The following is a 24,389-nucleotide window of genomic DNA, read 5'->3' as shown; positions in this document are numbered from 1 at the left end:
TGAGGCTCTTTCTGAGGACAACGACCATGTACAAGTTCTTCTTCAACCTCGTCTTCAAGCGCATGGACCCGGAGCGGGCCCACCACCTGGCCTTCCGCTGGATCCGCCTCGCGGCCCGCGTCCCCGTGCTGCGCACGTTCCTCGCGGCCGCCCTCGCGCCCCGCCACAAGGAGCTGCGCACCGAGGCCTTCGGGCTGCGGATGCACGGCCCCTTCGGGCTCGCCGCGGGCTTCGACAAGAACGCCGTCGCGATCGACGGCATGGCGATGCTCGGCTTCGACCACATCGAGATCGGCACCGTCACGGGCGAGCCGCAGCCCGGCAACCCCAAGAAGCGGCTCTTCCGCCTCGTGCAGGACCGCGCGCTCATCAACCGCATGGGCTTCAACAACGAAGGCTCGGCGGCCGTGGCGGCCCGTCTGGCGGCCCGCGAGGCGGTCTTCAAGACCGTCGTGGGCGTCAACATCGGCAAGACCAAGGTCGTCCCGGAGGAGGAGGCCGCCGCCGACTACGTGAAGTCGGCCGAGCGCCTCGCCCGCCACGCCGACTACCTGGTCGTCAACGTCTCCTCGCCGAACACCCCGGGGCTGCGCAACCTCCAGGCCACCGAGTCGCTGCGCCCGCTGCTGACCGCCGTGCGTGAGGCCGCCGACCGCAGCGTCGAGGGCCGCCGTGTACCGCTCCTCGTGAAGATCGCCCCGGACCTGGCGGACGAGGACATCGACGCGGTCGCGGACCTCGCCGTCGAGCTGGGCCTGGACGGCATCATCGCCACCAACACGACCATCGCGCGCGAGAGCCTCGGTTTGAAATCCGAACCCTCGCTGGTCAAGGAGGTCGGCGGACTCTCCGGAGCGCCCCTCAAGGAGCGCTCCCTGGAGGTTCTGCGCCGCCTCTACGCGCGCGTGGGCGACCGCATCACGCTCGTGGGCGTCGGCGGCGTCGAGAGCGCCGAGGACGCCTGGCAGCGCATCCTCGCGGGCGCCACGCTCGTCCAGGGCTACAGCGCCTTCATCTACGAGGGGCCCTTCTGGGCCCGCGCCGTCCACAAGGGCCTCGCCGCGCGCCTGAACGCCTCCCCGTACGCCACGCTCGCCGAGGCCGTCGGCGCCGACGCAAGGAAGTCCGCATGACCGCCGAGGAGATCCGCATGAGCGCCCTCGAACCCTTCGGTACGCGCCTGCGCCGCGCCATGGACGAGCGGGGCCCGCTCTGCGTCGGCATCGACCCGCACGCCTCGCTGCTGTCCGCCTGGGGCCTGGACGACGACATCGCGGGCTTGGAGCGGTTCACGCGGACCGTCGTCGAGACGCTCGCCGGGACCGTCGCCGTCTTCAAGCCGCAGAGCGCGTTCTTCGAGCGCTTCGGGTCGCGCGGCATCGCCGTCCTGGAGAAGGCGGTCGCCGAGCTGCGGGCGGCCGGGGCCCTGGTCGTCATGGACGCCAAGCGCGGCGACATCGGCTCGACCATGGCCGCGTACGCCGAGACCTTCCTGCACAAGGACTCGCCGCTGTTCAGCGACGCGCTCACGGTCTCGCCCTACCTCGGCTACGGCTCCCTGAAGCCGGCCGTCGAACTGGCCCGCGAGAACGGCGCGGGCCTCTTCGTGCTCGCCCTCACGTCCAACCCGGAGGGCGCCGAGGTGCAGCACGCGCTCCGCGAGGACGGCCGCACGGTCGCGGCCACCGTCCTCGGGCACCTCGCCGACGAGAACGCCGGGCAGGCGCCCCTGGGGTCCTTCGGGGCCGTCGTCGGCGCGACGCTGGGCGACCTCTCCTCGTACGACCTCGGCGTCAACGGCCCGCTGCTCGCCCCCGGGATCGGCGCCCAGGGCGCGACTCCAGCGGATCTGCCGGGCGTCTTCGGAGCGGCCGTACGCAATGTCGTGCCGAGCGTCAGCCGGGGCGTGCTGCGGTACGGGCCGGATGCGGCGGGCCTGCGGGGTGCCGCGGAGCGCTTCGCGGACGAGATCCGGGCCGCGGTCGAGGCAGCGTGAACGGGACGGCGGGGCGCGCGCTTGGCTCTCGCCGCCGGTTCACCGGCGACTCGGTGAGGGCTCACTGAGGGCTCACCGACGACTCGCTGGCTCAAATCGGAGTCGATATGCCCGATATGTACGGCTCGACAGAGGCTGACCAGGACTTTTCGTCTGTTCTCGCTGACTCCAGCGGCCATGGCCGCTAGTCTCCGAGGGAGCCAACGAGCAAGCGCGTTGCACGTTGCTCCCCTGGTGTGGGGCGAATAGGTTCCTCACCGGTCCGTATCCGACAGTTCGACATCCGAGGTGACGTAGGCGTGGCTCTTCCGCCCCTTACCCCTGAACAGCGCGCAGCCGCGCTCGAAAAGGCCGCCGCGGCTCGCCGGGAGCGGGCCGAGGTCAAGAATCGACTCAAGCACTCCGGCGCCTCGCTTCACGAGGTCATCAAGCAGGGCCAGGAGAACGATGTCATCGGCAAGATGAAGGTCTCCGCCCTCCTGGAGTCCCTGCCGGGCGTGGGCAAGGTCCGCGCCAAGCAGATCATGGAGCGTCTTGGCATCTCCGAGAGCCGCCGTGTGCGCGGTCTCGGCTCCAATCAGATCGCGTCTCTTGAGCGCGAGTTCGGCGGTGGCGCTGCCTGACGTTCTCAGGCACTCCTGAGAACCTGGATAATCGCTGCATGGCTGCAACATCCCGGGGGACGACCCCCGTACCCCCGGACGTACGTCCGCGGCTGACCGTGCTCTCCGGCCCCTCCGGGGTCGGCAAGAGCACGGTCGTCGCTCATATGCGCAAGGAACACCCCGACGTCTGGCTCTCGGTCTCCGCCACCACGCGCAAGCCGCGCCCCGGTGAGAAGCACGGAGTCCAGTACTTCTTCGTCTCCGACGAGGAGATGGACAAGCTGATCGCCAACGGCGAGCTCCTGGAGTGGGCCGAATTCGCGGGCAACCGCTACGGCACCCCGCGGCGTGCGGTCCTCGAACGCCTGGAGGCCGGTGAGCCCGTCCTCCTGGAGATCGACCTCCAGGGCGCGCGCCTGGTGCGCGAGTCGATGGCCGAGGCGCAGCTGGTCTTCCTCGCCCCGCCGAGCTGGGACGAGCTGGTCCGCCGGCTCACCGGCCGGGGGACCGAGGCACCCGAGGTGATCGAGCGCAGGCTGGCCGCGGCGAAGATCGAGCTGGCGGCCGAGGCCGAGTTCGACACCACCCTGGTCAACACCTCCGTCGAGGACGTGGCCCGTGAGCTGCTAGCCTTGATGAAAGTTCTCTGATCTGTACCCCTGTCTTGACTTCTGGTCTTGACTCACTTGATCCCACCGGAAGGCAGAGCGTGTCCTCTTCCATCACCGCGCCCGAGGGCATCATCAACCCGCCGATTGATGAGCTGCTCGAAGCCACCGACTCGAAGTACAGCCTCGTGATCTACGCCGCCAAGCGCGCGCGCCAGATCAACGCGTACTACTCGCAGCTCGGTGAGGGCCTCCTGGAGTACGTCGGCCCCCTGGTGGACACCCACGTCCACGAGAAGCCCCTCTCGATCGCGCTCCGCGAGATCAACGCGGGCCTGCTGACGTCCGAGGCCATCGAGGGCCCCGCCCAGTAGGCAGCGGCTCAGCTTCACAGCACACGTACTTCACCACAGGCCCGGCAGCGCGACTGCCGGGCCTGTGGTGTGTCATGGAGTCGAACGTCTCCGGTCGCGGAGATCCAAGTGCGGGGAGGCACGGACGGTGGACAAGCCCAAGGTCGTTCTGGGGGTCAGCGGTGGCATCGCCGCCTACAAGGCGTGCGAGTTGCTGCGGCGGTTGACCGAGTCGGGCCATGATGTGCGCGTCGTGCCGACCGCGTCGGCGCTGCACTTCGTCGGCGCCGCGACCTGGTCCGCGCTCTCCGGCCACCCCGTCTCGACCGAGGTCTGGTCGGACGTCCACGAGGTGCCGCACGTCCGTATCGGCCAGCACGCCGACCTCGTGATCGTCGCTCCCGCCACCGCCGACATGCTCGCCAAGGCGGCCCACGGCCTCGCCGACGACCTCCTCACCAACACGCTCCTCACCGCCCGCTGTCCGGTGGTCTTCGCCCCGGCCATGCACACGGAGATGTGGGAGCACCCGGCCACGCAGGAGAACGTCGCCACGCTGCGCCGCCGCGGCGCCCTGGTCGTCGAGCCCGCCGTCGGCCGCCTCACCGGCGTGGACACGGGCAAGGGCCGCTTCCCGGACCCCGCGGAGCTCTTCGAGGTCGTACGCCGTGTCCTCGCGCGCGGTGATCTGACGCAGGACCTCGCCGGGCGCCACGTCGTCGTCAGCGCCGGCGGGACCCGCGAGCCCCTCGACCCGGTGCGCTTCCTCGGCAACCGCTCCTCCGGCAAGCAGGGGTACGCGCTCGCCCGGAGCGCGGCGGCACGGGGCGCCCGCGTCACGCTCGTGGCGGCGAACGCGGCCCTGCCGGACCCGGCGGGCGTCGACGTCGTGCCGGTGGGCACCGCCGTGCAGCTGCGCGAGGCCGTCCTGAAGGCCGCGGCCGACGCCGACGCCGTGGTGATGGCGGCCGCCGTGGCCGACTTCCGGCCCGAGACGTACGCGGCGGGCAAGATCAAGAAGAAGGACGGCCAGGAGCCGGCGCCCATCGCCCTGGTCCGCAACCCCGACATCCTCGCCGAGATCGCGGGGGAGCGGGCGCGTCCGGGCCAGGTGATCGTCGGCTTCGCCGCAGAGACGGACGACGTCCTCGCCAACGGCCGCGCCAAGCTCGAACGCAAGGGGTGCGACCTGCTCGTCGTCAACGAGGTCGGCGAGCGCAAGACGTTCGGCTCCGAGGAGAACGAGGCCGTCGTGCTCGGCGCGGACGGCAGCGAGACGCCGGTGCCGTACGGGCCGAAGGAAGCGCTCGCGGACACGGTGTGGGACCTGGTCGCGCGGCGGCTGTCCTGAGACGGTGCGGGGCATCCTGAAACGGCCCGGACATCTCTGACCGTCCGTGGTCGTCTTTGTCCGGCTTTTCGCGACCGTCCATCCGCCGTCTTTCGTCTCTTGGCGGAACTCGGCCACAATGTGACGTGTTACTTGACGAGACCCACCGGCGGGGCTCACTGTCATCTTCGTCTCACCAGGGGCCTCAAACCCGGGGAAATCGGGGTGAAGCCCCTTGGCGGGGACTGATCGTCGTACCGCACAAGGCAGTGCCGCAGGTCACAGGGCTCCCAAGTGGCGAGATATGTGGTCCGGCGGACGAGTGTGACCGATAAACTGGTCTCGGACGACGTCGGGCGCAGCTCCCGGCCGTTCACCAATGATCAGACAGCAGCCGCTGCAACCACAGGGAGCGATGTGTCCCGGCGCCTCTTCACCTCGGAGTCTGTGACCGAGGGTCACCCCGACAAGATCGCTGACCAGATCAGCGACACCATTCTCGACGCGCTTCTGCGGGAGGACCCGACCTCCCGGGTCGCCGTGGAGACGTTGATCACCACCGGCCTCGTCCACGTGGCCGGCGAGGTCACGACGAAGGCGTACGCGCCGATCGCGCAGCTCGTGCGCGACAAGATCCTCGAGATCGGTTACGACTCCTCGAAGAAGGGCTTCGACGGCGCCTCCTGCGGCGTGTCGGTGTCCATCGGCTCGCAGTCCCCCGACATCGCGCAGGGCGTCGACACGGCTTACGAACAGCGTGTGGAAGGCGACGAGGACGAGCTGGACAAGCAGGGCGCGGGCGACCAGGGCCTGATGTTCGGCTACGCCTGCGACGAGACGCCGGAGCTGATGCCGCTCCCGATCCACCTCGCGCACCGCCTCTCGCGGCGCCTGTCCGAGGTCCGCAAGAACGGGACCATCCCGTACCTGCGCCCCGACGGCAAGACCCAGGTCACCATCGAGTACGACGGCGACAAGGCCGTCCGGCTCGACACGGTCGTGGTCTCCTCGCAGCACGCGAGCGACATCGACCTGGACTCGCTCCTTGCTCCGGACATCCGTGAGTTCGTGGTCGAGCCCGAGCTGAAGGCCCTCCTTGAGGACGGCATCAAGCTGGAGACCGAGGGCTACCGCCTCCTGGTCAACCCCACCGGCCGCTTCGAGATCGGCGGCCCGATGGGCGACGCCGGCCTCACCGGCCGCAAGATCATCATCGACACGTACGGCGGCATGGCCCGCCACGGCGGCGGCGCCTTCTCCGGCAAGGACCCGTCCAAGGTCGACCGCTCCGCCGCGTACGCGATGCGCTGGGTCGCCAAGAACGTCGTCGCGGCCGGCCTCGCGGCCCGCTGCGAGGTCCAGGTGGCGTACGCGATCGGCAAGGCCGAGCCGGTCGGCCTCTTCGTCGAGACCTTCGGCACGGCCACGGTCGACACCGAGAAGATCGAGACGGCCATCGCCGAGGTCTTCGACCTGCGCCCGGCCGCGATCATCCGCGACCTCGACCTGCTCCGCCCGATCTACTCCCAGACCGCCGCGTACGGCCACTTCGGCCGGGCGATCCCCGACTTCACGTGGGAGCGCACGGACCGCGTGGACGCGCTGCGGAAGGCGGCGGGGCTGTAGTCCTCGCAACGTTCGGTTCGCGGTGAGGCCCGGTGCCCCTGGTGGGGTGCCGGGCCTCGGCCGTTCTTGCGGCGCTGTCAGTACGGTCTGGTAGGAATGCTGCTGTGAGCAGCGAGAACGGGTCGGGTGTGGGTGAGGGTGCCGGGGGTGGGGTGCCTGAGGCCGAGCAGCTCGCGCTGATTCGGGAGAGTGTGCGGGGGGCCAAGGTGCCGCGGGCCAAGCCGCGGACGTGGCGGGGGGCCGCGCTGGCCAAGGAGCTGCCCGTGGCGCGGGTGCTGGTGGACAAGGGAGTGCTGCATCTCGACCGGTACTTCGACTATGCCGTGCCCGAGGAGCTGGACGCGGCCGCACAGCCCGGCGTCCGGGTCCGCGTGCGCTTCGGGGCCGGGTCGCGGAACGTGCGCGACGGACGGCGTGAGGGCGGCGGGCTGATCGACGGGTTCATCGTCGAGCGGTGCGCCGAGAGCGAGTACAGCGGGCCGCTGGCCGCCCTGGCGCAGGTCGTCTCGCCGGAACCGGTCCTCGACGCCGGGCTGCTCGGACTCGCCCGCGCCGTCGCCGACCGGTACGCGGGAAGCCTCGCCGATGTGTTGCAGCTGGCGGTCCCGCCCCGCCACGCGCGCGCCGAGTCCCGGGCGGCCGCCGCCCCTCCGGCGCCGCCGGCCGCCCCGGAGGCGGGGACCTGGCGGCGGTACGGGCACGGGGCAGAGTTCCTCGGGGCGCTGGCCTCGGGAGGGGCGCCGCGTGCGGTATGGACCGCGCTGCCCGGGCCGCAGTGGGCCGAGGAGATCGCCCGCGCCGTGCGGGCCACGCTCGCCTCCGGACGGGGCGCGCTCGTCGTCGTACCGACCGGGCGGCCCGCCGCGCGCGTGGACGCCGCGCTCACCGCGCTCCTCGGCGAGGGGCAGCACGCGGTGCTGACCGCCGACGCCGGGCAGGAGCGGCGCTATCGGGAGTGGCTGTCCGTGCGCCGGGGAGAGGTGCGGGCCGTCGTCGGGACGCGGGCCGCCATGTTCGCGCCCGTGCGGAACCTCGGGCTGGTGGCCGTCTGGGACGACGGCGACTCCAACCACAGCGAGGACCGCGCCCCCTTTCCGCATGTGCGGGAGGTGCTGGAGCTGCGGGCCACACGCGACAAGTGCGGTTTCCTGCTGGGGAGTTGGAGCTGCACGGTCGAGGCCGCGCAGCTCGTCGAGAGCGGCTGGGCCGCGCCTTTGGTCGCCGATCGCGAGCAGGTCCGGGGTGCGGCGCCGCTCGTGCGCACTGTGGGCGACGGGGACCTCGCCCGCGACGAGGCGGCGCGGGCCGCGCGGCTGCCGACACTGGCCTGGCGGGTCGTACGGGAAGGGCTGAAGCACGGGCCCGTCCTGGTGCAGGTGCCCCGGCGCGGCTATGTGCCGCGGCTCGCGTGCGAGCGGTGCCGGGAGCCCGCGCGATGCCGCCGGTGCGCCGGTCCGCTGGAGGCGCAGGAGGGCGGCGGCGCCGCGCTGCGGTGCGGCTGGTGCGGGGTCGAGGAGGCCGCCTGGCACTGCGATTCCTGCGGCGGGTTCCGGCTGCGGGCCCAGGTCGTGGGGGCGCGGCGGACGGCCGAGGAGCTGGGCCGGGCGTTTCCGGCGGTGCCGGTACGGACGTCGGGGCGCGAGCAGGTGCTCGACACGGTGCCGGGAGCGCCCGCGCTGGTGGTGAGCACGCCCGGGGCGGAACCGGTCGCCGACGGCGGTTACGCCGCCGCCCTGCTGCTGGACGGCTGGGCCATGCTGAGCCGTCCCGATCTGCGGGCGGGCGAGGACGCGCTGCGGCGGTGGATCGGCGCCGCCTCGCTCGTACGTCCGCAGGGTGCGGGCGGCACCGTGGTGGTCGTCGCCGAGCCGACGCTGCGGCCCGTGCAGGCGCTGGTGCGCTGGGACCCCGTGGGGCACGCGGTGCGGGAGCTCGCGGACCGGGCCGAGCTGGGCTTCCCGCCGGTGTCGCGGATGGCGGCGGTCTCGGGGCCGCCGGAGGCGCTCGCGGGGTTCCTCGCCGGTGCCGAACTGCCGCCGGACGCCGTGGTGTTGGGCCCCGTGCCGGTGCGGGACGCCGGGCCCGGCCCCACGCGGCGGCCCGGCGCGGCGCCCGTCGGTGAGCAGTGGGAGCGGGTACTGATCCGCGTGCCGCCGGGCAGCGGTGCCGCGCTCGCCGCCTCGCTGAAGGCGGCGCAGGCCGCACGGATGGCCCGGGGCGCCCGGGGAAGCCGGGACGGCGCCGCCGAGCCGGTACGGATCCGGGTGGACCCGCTGGACATCGGCTGAGGGGTCTGTCGCGGGGCGGGGGTGCGGCTGGCTCGTCGGGGGATCAGAGGCCGGCGTGGGCTGCCGCTTCGCCGCCGTTCAAGAGGTGGCGGGGGCATGTGGCTGCCGCGCCTCAACCGCAGGCGAACGGCATACGTGCGCTGTTGTACCGCAGGTGAGGAAGCAGCAGCGGCACGGCAAGTGGCTGGCTCTTCCCCGCGGGCAAGGAGGCTGCCCCTGCCCCCGCCGCAGGCAGACAGCACACGACTGCCTCTTCGCCGTGCCCAGAGAGGCAGCGCGGCGAAGAGGCAGTGGTCGTGGAACCCGGGAGAATCGTGTGGCGGGTGGGGTACGGCCCAGCCGCTAAGCGTGCCCGGAGTCAGCCGTTGCGTGGGCCCGGGAACGCGCTCGGCCTGGCTTCGTCGCGGAGGGCGGGGCTGCCCGCCGTCGGCTGGGTCGGCATCGTGCGGGCCGCCGGGACGGACGGCAAGGGAGCGCCGACCGGGATCGGGCGGGTGGCCGTGGTCGTCGCGGTCGGCGCCGAGACGTCCGTCGCCCGCTCCGCCTCGGCCGCCGCCTGCGTGGTGGCCCGCCGGGCGCCGTAACGGCGGTGGACCGCCTGCTTGGTGACCCCGAGGGCCGAGCCCACCGCGTCCCACGAGAACCCGAGCGAGCGGTCGAAGTCCACCGCCGCGGTGACCAGCGTCTCGACGCTGTCCCGCAGTTCCTGGGCGAGGCGGACGGTCGGGGCGGGGGCCCGCCCGTACACGACGAAGCCCGCGGACGGGCTGGAGCGGCGCGGGCGGTAGACGTTGCCGAGCTGGGCGGTGAGGGTGCGCAGTGCGTCCACCTGCCGGCGGACCCGCTCGATGTCCCGCACCAAGAGGTGCAGGCTGGCCCGTGCCTGGGCGTCGTGGGTTGCGTGGTCGGCCATGAACAAGCCTCTCGAACCGGCGTTGAAAAGGATCGAGCCGCGACCGCGGCCCATTGTGGTCAACTCTTACTTGACCAACGCGCTAGCGCGTGTGGGGTCACGGTGCAGGGGCGTATGCGCATATGCACAGGGCGCGCGTCAGTACGTACGCCCCCACGTGCGTCAACGACCGCCGCCCATAGACTGGTGCGCTGCCGTCGCTCCCACCAGAGATCCGAGGTACCACCCAGTGAAGCTCGTCTTCGCAGGCACCCCTGAGGTCGCCGTCCCCGCGCTGGACGCCCTGATCGCCTCCGACCGGCACGAGGTGGCCGCCGTCGTGACCCGCCCGGACGCGCCCGCGGGCCGTGGCCGCAGGCTCGTCGCGAGCCCCGTCGCGGAGCGCGCGCAGGAGGCGGGCATCGAGGTGCTGAAGCCCGCGAAGCCACGCGACGAGGAGTTCCTGGCGCGGCTGCGGGAGATCGGGCCGGACTGCTGCCCCGTCGTCGCCTATGGAGCGCTGCTGCCCAAGGTCGCCCTCGACATCCCGGCCCACGGCTGGGTCAATCTGCACTTCTCGCTGCTGCCCGCCTGGCGCGGTGCCGCGCCCGTGCAGCACGCCGTGATGGCGGGCGATGAGATCACGGGCGCCTCGACGTTCCTGATCGAGCAGGGGCTCGACTCCGGGCCGGTGTACGGCACGGTCACGGAGGAGGTGCGGCCCACCGACACCAGCGGCGACCTGCTCACCCGCCTCGCCTTCGCGGGCTCCGGGCTGCTCGTCGCCACCATGGACGGCATCGGGGACGGCAGCCTCAAGGCGGTGCCGCAGCCGGCCGACGGCGTCACCCTCGCCCCGAAGATCACCGTCGAGGACGCCCAGGTGGACTGGGCCGCGCCCGCCCTGCGCGTCGACCGCGTGGTGCGCGGCTGCACGCCCGCGCCCGGTGCCTGGACCGTCTTCCGCGGCGAGCGGCTGAAGATCATCCAGGCGGCGCTCGTGCCCGACCGCACCGATCTCGCGCCCGGCGAGTTGGCCGCCGCCAAGAACAACGTGTACGTCGGTTCCGGCTCGCACGCCGTGGAGCTGCTCTGGGTCCAGCCGCAGGGCAAGAAGCCGATGCGCGGTGCCGACTGGGCGCGCGGGGTGCGGATCGCCCCCGATGAGCGTCTCGGCGGCGACGCGGGCTGAGTGGGGGCAGGCTGAGCGGGGACGTAGGCTGAGTGGGTTCGACCCATTCCAGCAGCGGAGCACCTTTGAACGACCAGCCGAACCGGCGCCCCCGCAAGCCCTCCGGCGACCCGGCGAAGTCCGGCAACCCGGGGAAGTCCTCCGGCGGGCCCGGGAAGTCCGGGAAGCCCGGCAAGCCGTACCGCCGGCCTCAGAAGGACCCCGTCCGCTTCCTCGCCTTCGAGGCGCTGCGGGCCGTGGACGAGCGTGACGCGTACGCGAACCTCGTCCTGCCGCCCCTGCTGCGCAAGGCCAGGGAGAAGGAGGGCCCCGAGAAGTTCGACGCGCGGGACGCGGCGCTCGCCACCGAGCTTGTCTACGGGACGCTGCGCCGCCAGGGCACGTACGACTCGATCGTGGCGGCCTGCATCGACCGGCCGCTGCGCGAGGTCGACCCGCCGGTGCTCGACGTGCTCAACCTCGGCGTGCACCAGCTGCTCGGCACGCGCATCCCGACGCACGCCGCCGTCTCCGCCTCGGTGGAGCTGGCGCGCGTGGTGCTCGGCGACGGGCGGGCCAAGTTCGTGAACGCCGTGCTCCGCAAGGTCGCCCAGGACGATCTCGACGGCTGGGTGGCGAAGGTCGCGCCGCCTTACGACGAGGACCCCGAGGACCACCTCGCCGTCGTGCACTCGCACCCCCGGTGGGTCGTCTCGGCGCTGTGGGACGCGCTCGGCGGCGGCCGCGCCGGGATCGAGGACCTGCTCGAAGCCGACAACGAACGCCCGGAGGTCACGCTCGTCGCCCGGCCCGGCCGCTCCACCGCCGATGAGCTGCTCGACTCGGTGGGCGAGGAGTCGGCGCTGCCGGGCCGCTGGTCGCCGTATGCCGTGCGGCTCAGCGAGGGCGGGGAGCCGGGCCTGATCGAGGCGGTGCGGGAGGGCCGCGCCGGTGTGCAGGACGAGGGCAGCCAGCTCGTCGCGCTCGCCCTCGCGAACGCCCCGCTGGAGGGCCCCGACACGAAGTGGCTGGACGGCTGCGCGGGACCCGGCGGCAAGGCGGCCATGCTGGCCGGGCTCGCCGCTCAGCGCGGCGCCGCGCTGCTCGCCGCCGAGAAGCAGCCGCACCGGGCCGGCCTCGTCGCGAACGCGCTCGACGGCAACCCGGGTCCCTACCAGGTCATCGCCGCCGACGGCACCCGCCCGCCGTGGCGCCCCGGCACCTTCGACCGCGTCCTGGTGGACGTGCCCTGCACCGGCCTCGGGGCGCTGCGCCGCCGCCCGGAGGCCCGCTGGCGCCGCCGCCCGCAGGACCTGGACGGCTTCGCCCCGCTCCAACGCTCCCTGCTGCGCACGGCGTTGGAGTCCGTACGGATCGGCGGCGTCGTCGGGTACGCCACCTGCTCACCGCACCTGGCCGAGACCCGCGCGGTCGTCGACGACGTCCTCAAGCACGCCGACGGCGCCGAACTGCTCGACGCGCGACCCCTGCTGCCCGGCGTCCCGGCGCTGGGGGACGGCCCCGACGTACAGCTGTGGCCGCATGTGCACGGAACGGACGCGATGTATCTGGCGCTGATCCGGCGGACCGCCTGACGCGGTGGGCGGACCGATCCGGTGGGCGGACTGATCCGGCGGTCCGCCGGGTCGGTCCACGGCTCGGACCGGGGTCGGCGGCGTGCGCCGGGCATGGCAGGCTTGGGGCATGGCCGTGCAGATCAATCCCAGCATCCTGTCCGCGGACTTCGCCCGCCTTGCCGACGAGGCCAAGGCTGTCGAGGGCGCCGACTGGCTCCATGTCGACGTGATGGACAACCACTTCGTCCCGAACCTGACCCTCGGCGTGCCGATCGTGGAGTCGCTGGCCCGGGCGACGGACACGCCCCTGGACTGCCACCTGATGATCGAGGACCCCGATCGCTGGGCGCCGCAGTACGTCGAGGCGGGCGCCGGATCCGTCACCTTCCACGCGGAGGCCGCCGCCGCTCCGGTCCGCCTCGCCCGCGAGATCCGCGCCAAGGGCGCCCGCGCCTCCATGGCGCTGAAGCCGGCGACGCCCATCGAGCCGTACGAGGACCTGCTGCGCGAGCTCGACATGCTGCTGATCATGACGGTCGAGCCGGGCTTCGGCGGACAGGCGTTCCTCGACATCATGCTGCCCAAGATCCGTCGCACGCGTGAGCTGATCGGCAAGCACGGTCTGGAGCTGTGGCTCCAGGTCGACGGCGGTGTCTCCGCCGACACCATCGAGCGCTGCGCGGAGGCAGGCGCCGATGTCTTCGTCGCGGGCTCGGCCGTCTACGGCGCCAAGGACCCGGCGGAAGCGGTACGTTCATTGCGTGCCCAAGCGACGGCAAAGACCGCGTCAAGTGCCTGGGCGTGCGACCACTGAGCCACCCCTGAGCCACAGGAACGTGAACGCAGTCCCTCAGGGCTGATCGACTAGGCCGGATCTGCAAGGATGAACGGCGAACCCAGTTTGTGAACAGCAGTGAGGAGAGCGCCGTGTCGGCCATGTCGGCGGGTCGGTCAGCCATGCGGATGGGCCCCGCGGAGCTGGTGCAGGCGGCGGCCATGGCCCGCCGCTTCTACCTTGAGGGCAAATCCAAGATCCAGATCGCCGAGGAGTTCGGCGTCAGCCGCTTCAAGGTGGCCCGGGTCCTGGAGACGGCCCTGGAGCGGGATCTCGTGCGCATCGAGATCCGGGTCCCGGCGGAGCTGGACGCCGAGCGCTCCGACGCGCTGCGCGCCCGCTACGGCCTGCGGCACGCCGTGGTCGTGGAGTCCCCGGCGCCCACCGACGAGATCGAGGACTCGCCCGACCCCGAGAATCTCGGCGAGGTCGCGGCGGACCTGCTCGGCGAGCTCGTCACCGAGGGCGACGTGCTCGGCCTCGCCTGGGGCCGCTCCACGATCCACATGGCGGCGGCGCTCGACCAGCTGCCGCCGTGCACGGTCGTGCAGCTGACCGGGGTCTACGACGCGGGGACCGCCGAGCGCGGCTCGGTCGAGGCCGTGCGCAGGGCCGCCCAGGTCTCCGGCGGCGAGGCACACCCCATCTACGCGCCGATGCTGCTGCCGGACCCCGCCACCGCGGCGGCGCTGCGCAACCAGACCGGCATCGCCCGCGCCTTCGAGTACTTCGACAAGGTCACGGTCGCCGCGGTCTCCATCGGCTCCTGGGAGCCGGGCATCTCCACCGTCCACGACATGCTCAGCGACGAGGAGCGGGCGCATTACGCCTCGCTGGGCGTGGCCGCGGAGATGTCCGCGCACCTGTTCGACGCCGAGGGGCGTCGGGTGGGGCGGGATCTGGGGGAGCGGTGCATCACCGTCGAGGCCGACCGGCTCCGGCGTATTCCTGAGGTCGTCGCCATCGCGGGCGGGCAGCGGAAGGCCGCGGCCATCGACGCGGTGCTGCGGTCCGGGCTCGTCACCAGCCTCGTCACGGATACGGCTGCGGCTGATCAGCTGCTGGTGGCGGGGCCGCCGCCGCGGCCCGCGCTGAATCGGGCGGACCCTGACGGCAGCTGAGTCGCCGCGGGCCATGGGGGCCGGTGGCGCGGTTCCCCGCGCCGCTGCCGGGCCGCTGTGGCAGGGTCTCATGCATGGTGAACAGCGTTGTTCCCCGCTTGGTGAGCAGGTTTGTTCCCCGCTTGGCGTGCCGCTTGGTGGGGGTCGTGCTGGTCTGTCTCGCCGTTCTGGTGAGCGGATGTTCGACGGGAGCCTCCGCGCCGCCGGACTGGGCGCGCGGCATGGACACCGTCCGGGCCGACCGGCTGCCCACCGAGGCGCGGCGGACGCTGCGCCGCATCGACGACGGGGGCCCCTTCCCGTACGAGAGGGACGGCGCCGTCTTCAGCAACTTCGAGCGGGAGCTGCCCCGGCGCGCACGCGGCTACTACCGGGAGTACACCGTCCGCACCCCGGGCGAGCGTGACCGGGGGGCCCGGCGGATCGTCACCGGCAGCGGCGGCGAGATCTACTACACCGATGACCATTACGCGTCCTTCAAGGCGGTGCTGAGGTAATGCCCGGCGATACCGACACCACGCCCGACCCGCTCCAGCCCGTGCTCGACGCGGCGCGTGACGCGGGGTGGACCACCGCGGCGCTCTCCCTGGCCGGGGTACGGGACAAGGCCGCCTTCATGGAGCGCTGCGCCCGTGGCCTCGGCCTGCCCAACTGGTTCGGGCGCAACTGGGACGCCCTCGCCGACTGCCTGGGCGACCTGTCCTGGGCGCCTCCCGCGCGCGGCAGGCTGCTCGTCGTCTCCGACTGGCAGGAGTACGCGCGGGCCGCGCCGGAGGAGTGGGAGACCGCCCAGGAGGTGTTCTCCTCGGCGATCGAGCACTGGCGGGGCGCGAAGACGGGCCTGGAGATCGTCCTCAGGCTCGGGCCGGGGCCGGGGCCGGGGCCGGGGCCTGCGGGGCGGGACGGGGCTTGAAGCGGGCTGTGGTCGGTGGTCCGGGGTCGGAGGTACGACGTCCGCCCAATCCCCGTTGGTGCCCTGCCGCCGCGCTCGCTGAAAAAAAGGGCAGCCCCCCGGGTCGGCCGTTGGCTCGCCGAAGTGTTCGACCTCGGGTAACCTTTCGACGTAAGGCAGGCCCACTGTCCTGCGCATCAGCCCCCGTACCTCTTTGGAGGACCAGACATGGTCGGGGGCGTTTTGCTGTGTCTTCGTGGGAGTGACCTGCGCCGTTTCGCGTGAAAATGTGAGACTTATGCGTTTCCTTGAGCCCGGTACGGGGCGGCATGTATCGACTCCTCCGGTTCCCTATGACCTGACGTACGACGACGTCTTCATGGTCCCGAGGCGTTCCGCCGTCGGTTCCCGTCAGGGCGTCGACCTCACCTCGCCCGATGGCACCGGCACCACGATTCCGCTGGTCGTCGCCAACATGACCGCGATCGCCGGCCGCCGGATGGCCGAGACGGTCGCCCGCCGCGGCGGGCTGGTCGTCATCCCCCAGGACATCCCGATCGAGGTCGTCACCGAGGTCGTCTCCTGGGTGAAGACGCGCCACCACGTCCTGGACACCCCGATCGTCCTGGCCCCCACGCAGACGGTCGCGGACGCGCTCGCCCTGCTGCCCAAGCGCGCGCACAACGCCGGTGTCGTGGTCGACGCCGACCAGAAGCCCGTGGGCGTCGTCACCGACACCGACCTGAACGGCGTGGACCGCTTCACGCAGCTCTCCGAGGTCATGTCCAAGGACCTGCTGCTCCTGGACGCCGACATCGACCCGCGCGACGCGTTCAACAAGCTGGACCACGCCAACCGCCGCTACGCCCCCGCCGTGGACACGGACGGCCGCCTCGCCGGCATCCTGACCCGCACCGGCGCCCTGCGCGCCACCCTCTACACCCCGGCCGTCGACGCCAACGGCGGCCTGCGCATCGCCGCCGCCGTCGGCATCAACGGCGACGTGGCGGGCAAGGCCAAGCAGCTCCTCGACGCCGGCGTCGACACGCTCGTCGTGGACACCGCGCACGGCCACCAGGAGTCGATGATCGCCGCGGTCAAGGCCGTACGCGCGCTGGACCCGCGGGTCCCGATCGTCGCGGGCAACATCGTCGCCGCCGAGGGTGTGCGCGACCTGATCGAGGCCGGCGCCGACATCATCAAGGTCGGCGTGGGCCCCGGCGCCATGTGCACCACGCGCATGATGACCGGCGTCGGCCGCCCGCAGTTCTCCGCGGTGTTCGAGTGCGCCGCCGAGGCGAAGAAGTACGGCAAGCACGTGTGGGCCGACGGCGGTGTCCGCCACCCCCGCGACGTCGCCATGGCGCTGGCCGCCGGTGCCTCGAACGTCATGATCGGCTCCTGGTTCGCCGGGACGTACGAGTCCCCGGGCGACCTCCAGCACGACGCCCAGGGCCGCGCGTACAAGGAGTCCTTCGGCATGGCCTCCGCCCGCGCGGTGCGCAACCGCACGAGCGAGGAGTCGGCGTACGACCGGGCCCGCAAGGCGCTCTTCGAGGAGGGCATCTCGACCTCCCGCATGTTCCTCGACCCGACCCGCCCGGGCGTCGAGGACCTGATCGACTCGATCATCGCGGGCGTCCGCTCCTCCTGCACCTACGCGGGCGCGGCCTCCCTCGCGGAGTTCACCGAGAAGGCCACGGTCGGCATCCAGAGCGCCGCCGGATACGCGGAGGGCAAGCCGCTGCACGCCAGCTGGAGCTAGTCACGTCCGTACCGGACACGTGTCGGACATCTCACGAAAGGCCCCCTCGGAGCACTCCGAGGGGGCCTTTCGCCGTCCTGAGCGAAAGGGCGGAACGCAACGGACTTAACGGACCGCGCAACGAAGGCACGTATAACCCGGAAGTGCGCAATGATCAACTGGTGGTGCGCAAGGTTGCTGCATTACGGTCGGGAAGGCGCGGACCTTAGAGTCAGGCGCTGAACGTGGTGTGGCGGGGACTGCCTGCTCGGTGGTTCCCGTCTTCCGACGCGGGTGCCACGGGTCCTCGCCGCCGTGACCGGCAGTGATGAAGGAGCCAGCACGTGCTCGACCAAGGCGCACCCCCGCAGAACCGCCCAAGCCCGCCGGGACCCACCGGGCTCGGCGGCCGTTTGATGCGCCGCAAGCCGGTGGAACTCCTGGTCGCGGAGGGTGGCCAGGGTGAGGGAGGCTCGCTGAGGCGCTCCCTCGGCATGTGGCAGCTCACCATGATCAGCATCGGTGCCACGCTCGGCACCGGCATCTTCGTCGTCCTCGGCGAGAGCGTCCCCAAGGCCGGGCCCGCCGTCACCGTGGCCTTCGTGATCGCCGGACTCACCGCCCTCTTCTCGGCTCTCTCGTACGCGGAACTGGCGGGCTCCATACCCGTCGCCGGTTCCTCGTACTCGTACGCGTACGCAACGATGGGCGAACTCGTCGCCTGGGTCTGCGGCTGGTGTCTCGTCCTGGAGTACGGCGTCTCGGTCGCGGCCGTCGCCGTCGGCTGGGGCGAGTATCTGAACGAACTGCTCGACGGCACCATCGGCGTCACCATCCCGGACGCGCTCTCCGCCGCGCCCGGCGAGGTCGACGGCGCCATCATCAACCTGCCCGGCCTCATCGTCGTGCTGCTCGCCATGGTCTTCCTGCTCGGCGGCGCCAAGGAGTCGGCGACGGCCAACACGATCATGGTCATCGTGAAGATCGCCGCGCTCGTGCTCTTCTGCACCATCGGCTTCATGGGCTTCAAGTCCGGCAACTACTCCGACTTCATGCCGCTCGGCATGGCCGGCGTCAGCGCCGCCGGGGCGAGCCTGTTCTTCTCCTACATCGGCTTCGACGCCGCCTCCACCGCCGGTGAGGAGGCCAAGAACCCCCAGCGCGACCTGCCCCGCGCGATCATGCTGTCGCTGATCATCGTCACGGCCCTCTACGTCCTGGTCGCCGCCGTCGCCGTCGGTGCCTGGAACTGGAAGGACTTCGAGGGCTCCGAGGCCACGCTCGCCGCGATCATGAACGACGTCAGCGGCCAGACCTTCTGGGGCACGCTGCTCGCCGCCGGCGCGGTCATCTCCATCGCCTCCGTCGTCCTGACCGTGCTCTACGGCCAGACCCGTGTGCTCTTCGCCATGTCCCGTGACGGCCTGGTCCCCAAGGCGTTCGGCAAGGTCAGCAAGAAGACCGGCACGCCCCGCGTGAACACGGTCATCGTCTCCCTGTTCTGCGGCGCCCTCGCCTCGGTCATCCCGCTCGGCAAGCTCGTCGACGCCACCAGCATCGGCACGCTCTTCGCCTTCGGCCTGGTCAACATCGCCGTCATCGTGCTGCGCCGGACCCGGCCCGACATGCCGCGCACGTTCCGGGTGCCGCTCGGCTGGCTCTTCCCCGTGCTCGGCTTCGGCTTCTGCGCGTACAACATGTTCAGCCTCGACTCCGTGACCTGGGTCGTGTTCGGTGTCTGGATGGCCATCGGCCTCGTGTTCTACTTCCTGTACGGCATGAGCCGCTCCCGATTGGCCACAGCAGAAAAGTGATCCACCCCCCGTGCGACTGAACGATCTCGACGAACGCATCGTGCACGCCCTCGCCGAGGACGCCCGCCGTTCCTACGCCGACATCGGCCAGCTGGTCGGACTCTCCGCGCCCGCCGTCAAGCGGCGCGTGGACCGGCTGCGGGCCACCGGAGCCATCACGGGCTTCACGGTGCGGGTGGACCCCGCGGCGCTCGGCTGGGAGACCGAGGGGTTCATCGAGATCTACTGTCGCCGCAATACCTCGCCGGAGGCGATCAAGCGGGGGCTTGAGCGGTATCCGGAAGTCGCGTCCGCGTCCACCGTCACGGGGGACGCGGACGCGATCGTCCAGGTGTTCGCTGCGGATATGCGGCATTTCGAGCGGGTGCTTGAGCGGATCGCGGGGGAGCCGTTCGTTGAGCGGACGAGGTCTGTGCTGGTGCTTTCGCCGTTGATGCGGAGATTCTCTTCGGGGTCTCCGGCGTAGGTTTTTTCCTGGCTGCGGGTCGGTGATGGCTGGTCGCGCAGTTCCCCGCGCCCCTTGGGTGGGGTGCCGCTTGGGGTCGGTTCTCTGGGTGCGGGTTGGTGGGGGCTTGTCGCGGAGTTCCCCGCGCCCCTTAGGGGGGTGCCTCTTGGGGCGGGTTTTTGGGTGCGGCGTCGTTGGGGCTGGTCGCGGAGTTCCCCGCGCCCCTTACGGGGCCTTCGGGTACGGGACCTTCCAGGGTGTGACGTGGAAGTCGCCCGTGCCCCTCTTGACCTTCTCGTGCGGGGCCGAGCTGGTGCACTTCGGCAGTTTCTTCGTGCCGTCGGGGCCGCCCACCGCCGCCCAGCTGTAGCCCACGCGGTCGGTGCCGCCCGTGTCGTGGATCGTGAAGCCGACCCGGCCGCCCTTGATGTCCTTGAGGTTGGTGCCGGTGATGATCCCGGTTGCCGTGGCCACCTTGCCGCCGGTCATCAGGCAGTCGATGCGGCCCTCGGCCCAGCCGCCCTTGCCGCCGGGCTTGTCGAGGTGGACGAAGCGGAAGGTGCCGGTCGCCTTCGACGGGTCGCCGTTGTTCTCCGCCGCCAGATGCGCGTCGAAGGTGAACGTCACGTCCTCCGTGGTCTTGCGGTACATCTTCGCCGAGCCGGTGAGCGCGGCGGCCTCGCGCTTCGTCTGCGGCGCGGCGGCCGACGTGGCGGGGCGGGGCTCGTCCTGACCGGACGCGGCGGCCACGCCGGCCGCCCCGGCGGTCACGAGGAGCGCGGCGCCCACCGCCAGGCCGCGGCGGCGGTCGAGGGCGCGGTCGTTGGTCGTACGGCTCACGGGAAGCCCTCCGTCTGCGAGGTGTTCGCCCGGTCTCTCCGGGTGCTCTCACGCTCTCGCGGAACGGGGGCCCGGCACGTCCGGCCACGGGCGGCACCCCGCCTCCGCCGTACGGTGGGGACGGCCGCGCGGCCCCTGCGCCTGTGGGTGGACACCGCTGATACGTGAGGCGCGTCTCCCCGCGCAATGAATCGCCGCTCGGAGCTCGCCACGCGCAACAGATCGTGCGGCTGCCCGCAACGGTCGCGCCTTGTCCCGGTGAGGCCGCCGACCGTACCGTCTAACGGACCCCACCTTCCCCTTCGTACGCCCTGAGGATCAGCCATGCCTGCGCTGCGCACCGCCCTGCTCCAGAGTTCCGGGCAGCTCGGATCCGTCACCGAGAACCTCAGGGCGCTCGACGAGGCGGCGGGGCGCGCGGCCGCCGCGGGGGCCGGGCTGCTGGCGGCTCCCGAGCTCTTCCTCACCGGCTACGCGATCGGCGACGACATCGCCCGCCTGGCCGAGCCCGCCGACGGGGCGTCCGCGAAGGCCATCGCCGAGATCGCCGTCCGCCATCAGATCGGCGTCGCCTACGGCTACGCCGAGCGTGCGGGCGAGGCCGTCTTCAACTCCGTGCAGTTGATCGGCCCGGACGGGACCCGCCTCGCGAACTACCGCAAGACCCACCTCTTCGGCTGCTTCGAGCGCGACTCCTTCACGCCGGGCGAACAGTCCGTCGTCCAGGCCGAGCTGGGCGGCGTCCGCGTCGGCCTCATGATCTGCTACGACGTGGAGTTCCCGGAGAACGTCCGCGCGCACGCCCTCGCCGGCACCGACCTCCTGATCGTCCCCACCGCGCAGATGCACCCCTTCCAGTTCGTGGCCGAGTCCGTCGTGCCGGTGCGCGCCTTCGAGAACCAGATGTACGTCGCGTACGTCAACCGGGTCGGCCCGGAGGGGGAGTTCGAGTTCGTCGGCCTCTCCACGCTGGCCGGACCCGACGGCGTGGCGCGCGCCCGCGCGGGCCGCGGCGAGGAACTGGTCTTCGGTGACGTCGACCCGGAGTTTCTGAGCGCCTCCCGCGCGAACAACCCCTACCTGCGCGACCGCCGCCCCGGCCTGTACGCGTCCCTCGTCTGAGCCTGCCCCCCACCTGCCTTTTCAGTTCCGTGCAAGGAGTCCGTACCCCATGACGTCCACGGTGCCCACCGCCATCCAGCACACCGACGCCCAGCCGCCGATCACCATGTTCGGCCCGGACTTCCCCTACGCGTACGACGACTACCTCGCGCACCCCGCGGGCCTGGGCCAGATACCCGCGACCGAGCACGGCACCGAGGTCGCCGTCATCGGCGGCGGCCTGTCCGGCATCGTGGCCGCGTACGAACTGATGAAGATGGGCCTCAAGCCCGTCGTGTACGAGGCCGACCAGATCGGCGGCCGGCTGCGCACCGTCGGCTTCGAGGGCTGCGACCCCTCGCTCACCGCCGAGATGGGCGCGATGCGCTTCCCGCCGTCCTCGACGGCGCTCCAGCACTACATCGACCTGGTGGGCCTGAAGACCAGCCCGTTCCCCAACCCGCTCGCCGAGTCGACCCCCTCGACGGTGGTGGACCTCAAGGGCGAGTCGCACTACGCCGAGACCGTCGCCGACCTGCCGCAGGTCTACCGCGACGTGGCGAAGGCGTGGGCCGACTGCCTCGAAGAGGGCGCGGACTTCTCCGACATGAACCGCGCCCTGCGCGAGCGCGACGTGCCGAAGATCCGCGAGATCTGGGCCAAGCTCGTCGAGAAGCTCGACAACCAGACCTTCTACGGCTTCCTCTGCGACTCCGAGGCCTTCAAGTCCTTCCGGCACCGCGAGATCTTCGGCCAGGTCGGCTTCGGCACCGGCGGCTGGGACACCGACTTCCCGAACTCCATCCTGGAGATCCTGCGCGTCGTCTACACCGAGGCCGACGACCACCACCGCGGCATCGTCGGCGGCAGCCAGCAGCTGCCACTGCGCCTGTGGGACCGTGAGCCGCAGAAGATCGTGCACTGGGAGCCGGGTACGTCCCTGAAGTCGCTGCACGAGGGCGGCGAGCCCAAGCCCGCCGTGACCCGCCTCAACCGGACCGCCGGGAACCGCGTCACCGTCACCGACGCCTCCGGCGACATCCGCACCTACCAGGCGGCGATCTTCACCGCCCAGTCGTGGATGCTGCTCTCCAAGATCGAGTGCGACGACTCGCTCTTCCCCATCGACCACTGGACGGCGATGGAGCGCACCCACTACATGGAGAGCTCGAAGCTCTTCGTGCCGGTGGACCGGCCGTTCTGGCTGGACAAGGCCGTCGACGACAGGGGAAACCCGACCGGCCGTGACGTCATGTCGATGACGCTCACCGACCGCATGACGCGCGGCACCTACCTGCTCGACGACGGGCCGGACAAGCCCGCCGTCATCTGCCTCTCGTACACCTGGTGCGACGACAGCCTGAAGTGGCTGCCCCTGTCGGCGAACGAGCGCATGGAGGTCATGCTCAAGTCGCTCGGCGAGATCTACCCGAAGGTCGACATCAGGAAGCACATCATCGGCAACCCGGTGACCGTCTCCTGGGAGAACGAGCCCTACTTCATGGGCGCCTTCAAGGCCAACCTGCCGGGCCACTACCGCTACCAGCGGCGCCTGTTCACCCACTTCATGCAGGACCGCCTGCCCGAGGACAAGCGCGGCATCTTCCTCGCGGGCGACGACATCTCCTGGACGGCCGGCTGGGCCGAGGGCGCGATCCAGACCGCGCTGAACGCGGTGTGGGGCGTGATGCACCACTTCGGCGGGTCCACGGACGCCACCAACCCCGGGCCCGGGGACGTGTACGACGAGATCGCGCCCGTCGAGCTGCCCGAGGACTGACGGCACCGTTCCTCCGGGGCGCGTGGGAATCCGCCGGGCCGTTGTGGCTGGTCGCGCGGTTCCCCGCGCCCCTAGGGCCGCGCCCCTGCGAGGCGCCTGCCCTGGACCCGGCCGACCGCGCCTCCTCGTACACCTGGGCGGCGAGGCCCTGGAGCCTCGACGGGCTGCTGGACGTTGCCGCGGAACGGGGCGCGGTCCGGGCCGTCGTACACCGTGCGGGTGCTGCGGGCGAGTTGGAAGGGCACGTGCAGCGGGGCGACCAGGACGCTGGTGCCGAGCCGGGCCCGCTCCGTGGCGGCGGCGGCCGGCGTCAGGGTGATCAGCGGGTCGGCGACCGAGCGGTAGTGGGGGGCCAGGCCCGGCCCGGGATGCCGTACAGCCCTGCGTCGTGGGGTGGTCGGGGTACAGGTTGCGTCCGAAGACCCACTCGCGTAGCCGATGTCGTCGCGGCCCTGGCTGCCGCCGGGACGTCGCGTCCGATGTCGTACCGCCTGCCCTGCGGGAGGCTCAGTCCGCGTCGGGGCCGTCGTTGCAACGTACAGCGACGTCGCCCGAAGGGGCCGGACGGCTGGGTCGGAGGGGAGCGGCGGAGTCCGGTCAGTCCGGCAGCGGCGTCAGCAGGATGCGGCCCACCAGTCCCACCGCCCCGTCGAGCCGCTCCGCGAACTCCCGGGCGACGCCCGGCAGTTCGCGGAGGGCCCACAGGGCCCGGGCCGCCCCCCACGCGCCGTCGCGGGCCCGCTCCAGGCTCCAGGAACCGGCCAGATGCGTCAGCGGATCGCCGATCTGGAGGAGGTCCGGGCCGGGCATCAGCTCTTCGCGGATGCGCTCCTCCAGGGAGACGAGGATGTCGCCGACGCGGTCGAACTCGTCCTCCAGATCGGTGGGTTCGCAGCCGAGCGTACGGCAGGCGTCGACGAGGGCGAGCGCCAGATCGTGTCCGATGTGCGCGTTGATGCCCGCGAGGGCGAACTGCAGGGGACGTACGCCGGGATGGTGCCGGTACTGGAACAGCGGGCGCCAGCAGGCGGGCGGCCGGCGCTCTTCGGCCGCCGCGTCGACGGCCGTCAGATAGCGCTCGGCGAACCGGACGCCCAGCGTGGTCGCCGCCCGGGTGTCCGGGAAGACGCCGAGGCCGAGGTGGCGGCCGAGCTCCTCGGTGACCGAGAGATAGACCCGGTTGAAGACGGCCACCCCGTCGCCCGGCGGCAGGTCGTCGCCGAGCGCCCGCATCCGCGCCACCACGCCGTCGACCCCGCGCTCCGGGGCCCTGGACTCTGCGAACCGCTCCAACTGCGCCATGGGGGCAGCGTCGCAGCCCCGGCCCGGCCGGAGGGCCACCGCACCGGCCGCATCCCCGAAACGAGGGAC

At 71.8% G+C, this 24,389-nt stretch carries 22 protein-coding genes; 19 read left to right on the top strand and 3 right to left on the bottom strand.

The window, feature by feature from the left end:
* The first annotated feature begins 26 nt into the window (after positions 1 to 26).
* From ACOBQB_RS15995 to ACOBQB_RS15960, 8 genes are all read left to right on the top strand, one after another.
* Positions 27 to 1,133 carry a quinone-dependent dihydroorotate dehydrogenase gene (locus ACOBQB_RS15995; protein ID WP_423592436.1) on the top strand — a complete coding sequence of 369 codons (1,107 nt, stop codon included), beginning with the start codon at positions 27 to 29 and terminating at the stop codon, positions 1,131 to 1,133.
* A gap of 17 nt (positions 1,134 to 1,150) precedes the next feature.
* On the top strand, positions 1,151 to 1,996 hold the full coding sequence (pyrF, locus tag ACOBQB_RS15990; RefSeq protein WP_423598518.1) for an orotidine-5'-phosphate decarboxylase: 846 nt from the start codon (positions 1,151 to 1,153) through the stop codon (positions 1,994 to 1,996).
* Positions 1,997 to 2,295: 299 nt separating this feature from the next.
* Positions 2,296 to 2,619, top strand: coding sequence for an integration host factor (locus ACOBQB_RS15985; protein ID WP_005319887.1), 324 nt, complete (start codon positions 2,296 to 2,298; stop codon positions 2,617 to 2,619).
* Between the two features lie 38 nt (positions 2,620 to 2,657).
* Positions 2,658 to 3,251 (top strand): guanylate kinase, encoded by a 594-nt coding sequence (gene gmk / locus ACOBQB_RS15980; protein ID WP_423592435.1) that lies wholly within the window; start codon positions 2,658 to 2,660, stop codon positions 3,249 to 3,251.
* A gap of 59 nt (positions 3,252 to 3,310) precedes the next feature.
* Positions 3,311 to 3,583, top strand: a complete 273-nt coding sequence (gene rpoZ, locus ACOBQB_RS15975; RefSeq protein WP_005319902.1) for a DNA-directed RNA polymerase subunit omega — start codon at positions 3,311 to 3,313, stop codon at positions 3,581 to 3,583.
* A 127-nt stretch (positions 3,584 to 3,710) separates the two neighbouring features.
* Entirely contained in the window at positions 3,711 to 4,913 is a 1,203-nt protein-coding gene (coaBC, locus tag ACOBQB_RS15970; protein WP_423592433.1) for a bifunctional phosphopantothenoylcysteine decarboxylase/phosphopantothenate--cysteine ligase CoaBC, read from the top strand.
* Between the two features lie 396 nt (positions 4,914 to 5,309).
* Positions 5,310 to 6,518 carry a methionine adenosyltransferase gene (gene metK, locus ACOBQB_RS15965; protein ID WP_423592431.1) on the top strand — a complete coding sequence of 403 codons (1,209 nt, stop codon included), beginning with the start codon at positions 5,310 to 5,312 and terminating at the stop codon, positions 6,516 to 6,518.
* Between the two features lie 104 nt (positions 6,519 to 6,622).
* Complete coding sequence (locus tag ACOBQB_RS15960) at positions 6,623 to 8,806, top strand: primosomal protein N' (protein ID WP_423592429.1); 2,184 nt, start codon at positions 6,623 to 6,625, stop codon at positions 8,804 to 8,806.
* 358 nt (positions 8,807 to 9,164) lie between these two features.
* Here ACOBQB_RS15960 and ACOBQB_RS15955 read toward each other — a convergent pair whose 3' ends face one another.
* Entirely contained in the window at positions 9,165 to 9,719 is a 555-nt protein-coding gene (locus ACOBQB_RS15955; protein WP_423592428.1) for a hypothetical protein, read from the bottom strand.
* A 229-nt stretch (positions 9,720 to 9,948) separates the two neighbouring features.
* Between ACOBQB_RS15955 and fmt the strand changes: the two genes are divergently transcribed.
* The 9 genes from fmt to ACOBQB_RS15910 all read left to right on the top strand — a co-directional run bounded on the left by fmt (position 9,949) and on the right by ACOBQB_RS15910 (position 19,318).
* Entirely contained in the window at positions 9,949 to 10,890 is a 942-nt protein-coding gene (gene fmt, locus ACOBQB_RS15950; RefSeq protein ID WP_423592426.1) for a methionyl-tRNA formyltransferase, read from the top strand.
* Between the two features lie 65 nt (positions 10,891 to 10,955).
* On the top strand, positions 10,956 to 12,464 hold the full coding sequence (locus tag ACOBQB_RS15945) for an RsmB/NOP family class I SAM-dependent RNA methyltransferase (protein WP_423592424.1): 1,509 nt from the start codon (positions 10,956 to 10,958) through the stop codon (positions 12,462 to 12,464).
* A 109-nt stretch (positions 12,465 to 12,573) separates the two neighbouring features.
* Positions 12,574 to 13,260, top strand: a complete 687-nt coding sequence (gene rpe, locus ACOBQB_RS15940; protein ID WP_423592422.1) for a ribulose-phosphate 3-epimerase — start codon at positions 12,574 to 12,576, stop codon at positions 13,258 to 13,260.
* Between the two features lie 89 nt (positions 13,261 to 13,349).
* Positions 13,350 to 14,402 carry a sugar-binding transcriptional regulator gene (locus tag ACOBQB_RS15935; protein ID WP_423592421.1) on the top strand — a complete coding sequence of 351 codons (1,053 nt, stop codon included), beginning with the start codon at positions 13,350 to 13,352 and terminating at the stop codon, positions 14,400 to 14,402.
* Between the two features lie 74 nt (positions 14,403 to 14,476).
* The gene (locus ACOBQB_RS15930; RefSeq protein ID WP_423592419.1) at positions 14,477 to 14,899 is read left to right on the top strand and encodes a ribonuclease domain-containing protein; all 423 of its coding nucleotides are present in this window, start codon (positions 14,477 to 14,479) and stop codon (positions 14,897 to 14,899) included.
* Positions 14,899 to 15,315, top strand: coding sequence for a barstar family protein (locus ACOBQB_RS15925; RefSeq protein ID WP_423592417.1), 417 nt, complete (start codon positions 14,899 to 14,901; stop codon positions 15,313 to 15,315). Before ACOBQB_RS15930 ends, ACOBQB_RS15925 begins: the two co-directional genes overlap by 1 nt.
* A gap of 277 nt (positions 15,316 to 15,592) precedes the next feature.
* Entirely contained in the window at positions 15,593 to 17,059 is a 1,467-nt protein-coding gene (locus ACOBQB_RS15920; protein ID WP_423592415.1) for a GuaB1 family IMP dehydrogenase-related protein, read from the top strand.
* Positions 17,060 to 17,382: 323 nt separating this feature from the next.
* Positions 17,383 to 18,852: an amino acid permease gene (locus tag ACOBQB_RS15915; RefSeq protein WP_423592413.1), complete on the top strand. Its 1,470-nt coding sequence runs from the start codon at positions 17,383 to 17,385 to the stop codon at positions 18,850 to 18,852.
* Positions 18,853 to 18,862: 10 nt separating this feature from the next.
* Positions 18,863 to 19,318: an Lrp/AsnC family transcriptional regulator gene (locus tag ACOBQB_RS15910; protein ID WP_230899707.1), complete on the top strand. Its 456-nt coding sequence runs from the start codon at positions 18,863 to 18,865 to the stop codon at positions 19,316 to 19,318.
* 204 nt (positions 19,319 to 19,522) lie between these two features.
* Here the strand turns inward: ACOBQB_RS15910 and ACOBQB_RS15905 are convergent, their stop codons facing one another.
* Positions 19,523 to 20,137, bottom strand: a complete 615-nt coding sequence (locus tag ACOBQB_RS15905; RefSeq protein ID WP_423592411.1) for a Repetin — start codon at positions 20,135 to 20,137, stop codon at positions 19,523 to 19,525.
* Positions 20,138 to 20,461: 324 nt separating this feature from the next.
* Here ACOBQB_RS15905 and ACOBQB_RS15900 point away from each other — a divergent pair, with 324 nt between their 5' ends.
* Both ACOBQB_RS15900 and ACOBQB_RS15895 read left to right on the top strand, forming a co-directional pair.
* Positions 20,462 to 21,259, top strand: coding sequence for a carbon-nitrogen hydrolase family protein (locus tag ACOBQB_RS15900; protein WP_423592409.1), 798 nt, complete (start codon positions 20,462 to 20,464; stop codon positions 21,257 to 21,259).
* A 49-nt stretch (positions 21,260 to 21,308) separates the two neighbouring features.
* Positions 21,309 to 23,018, top strand: a complete 1,710-nt coding sequence (locus tag ACOBQB_RS15895) for a flavin monoamine oxidase family protein (protein WP_423592407.1) — start codon at positions 21,309 to 21,311, stop codon at positions 23,016 to 23,018.
* Positions 23,019 to 23,615: 597 nt separating this feature from the next.
* Here ACOBQB_RS15895 and ACOBQB_RS15890 read toward each other — a convergent pair.
* Positions 23,616 to 24,320: a DUF5995 family protein gene (locus ACOBQB_RS15890; RefSeq protein WP_423592405.1), complete on the bottom strand. Its 705-nt coding sequence runs from the start codon at positions 24,318 to 24,320 to the stop codon at positions 23,616 to 23,618.
* Between the last annotated feature and the right edge of the window lie 69 nt (positions 24,321 to 24,389).

Source organism: Streptomyces sp. G5(2025) (genome assembly GCF_049542075.1).
Taxonomy (GTDB): Bacteria; Actinomycetota; Actinomycetes; order Streptomycetales; family Streptomycetaceae; genus Streptomyces.
Note: the sequence above shows the minus strand (reverse complement) of the source record. Positions and strands in the feature narration are given on the sequence as shown.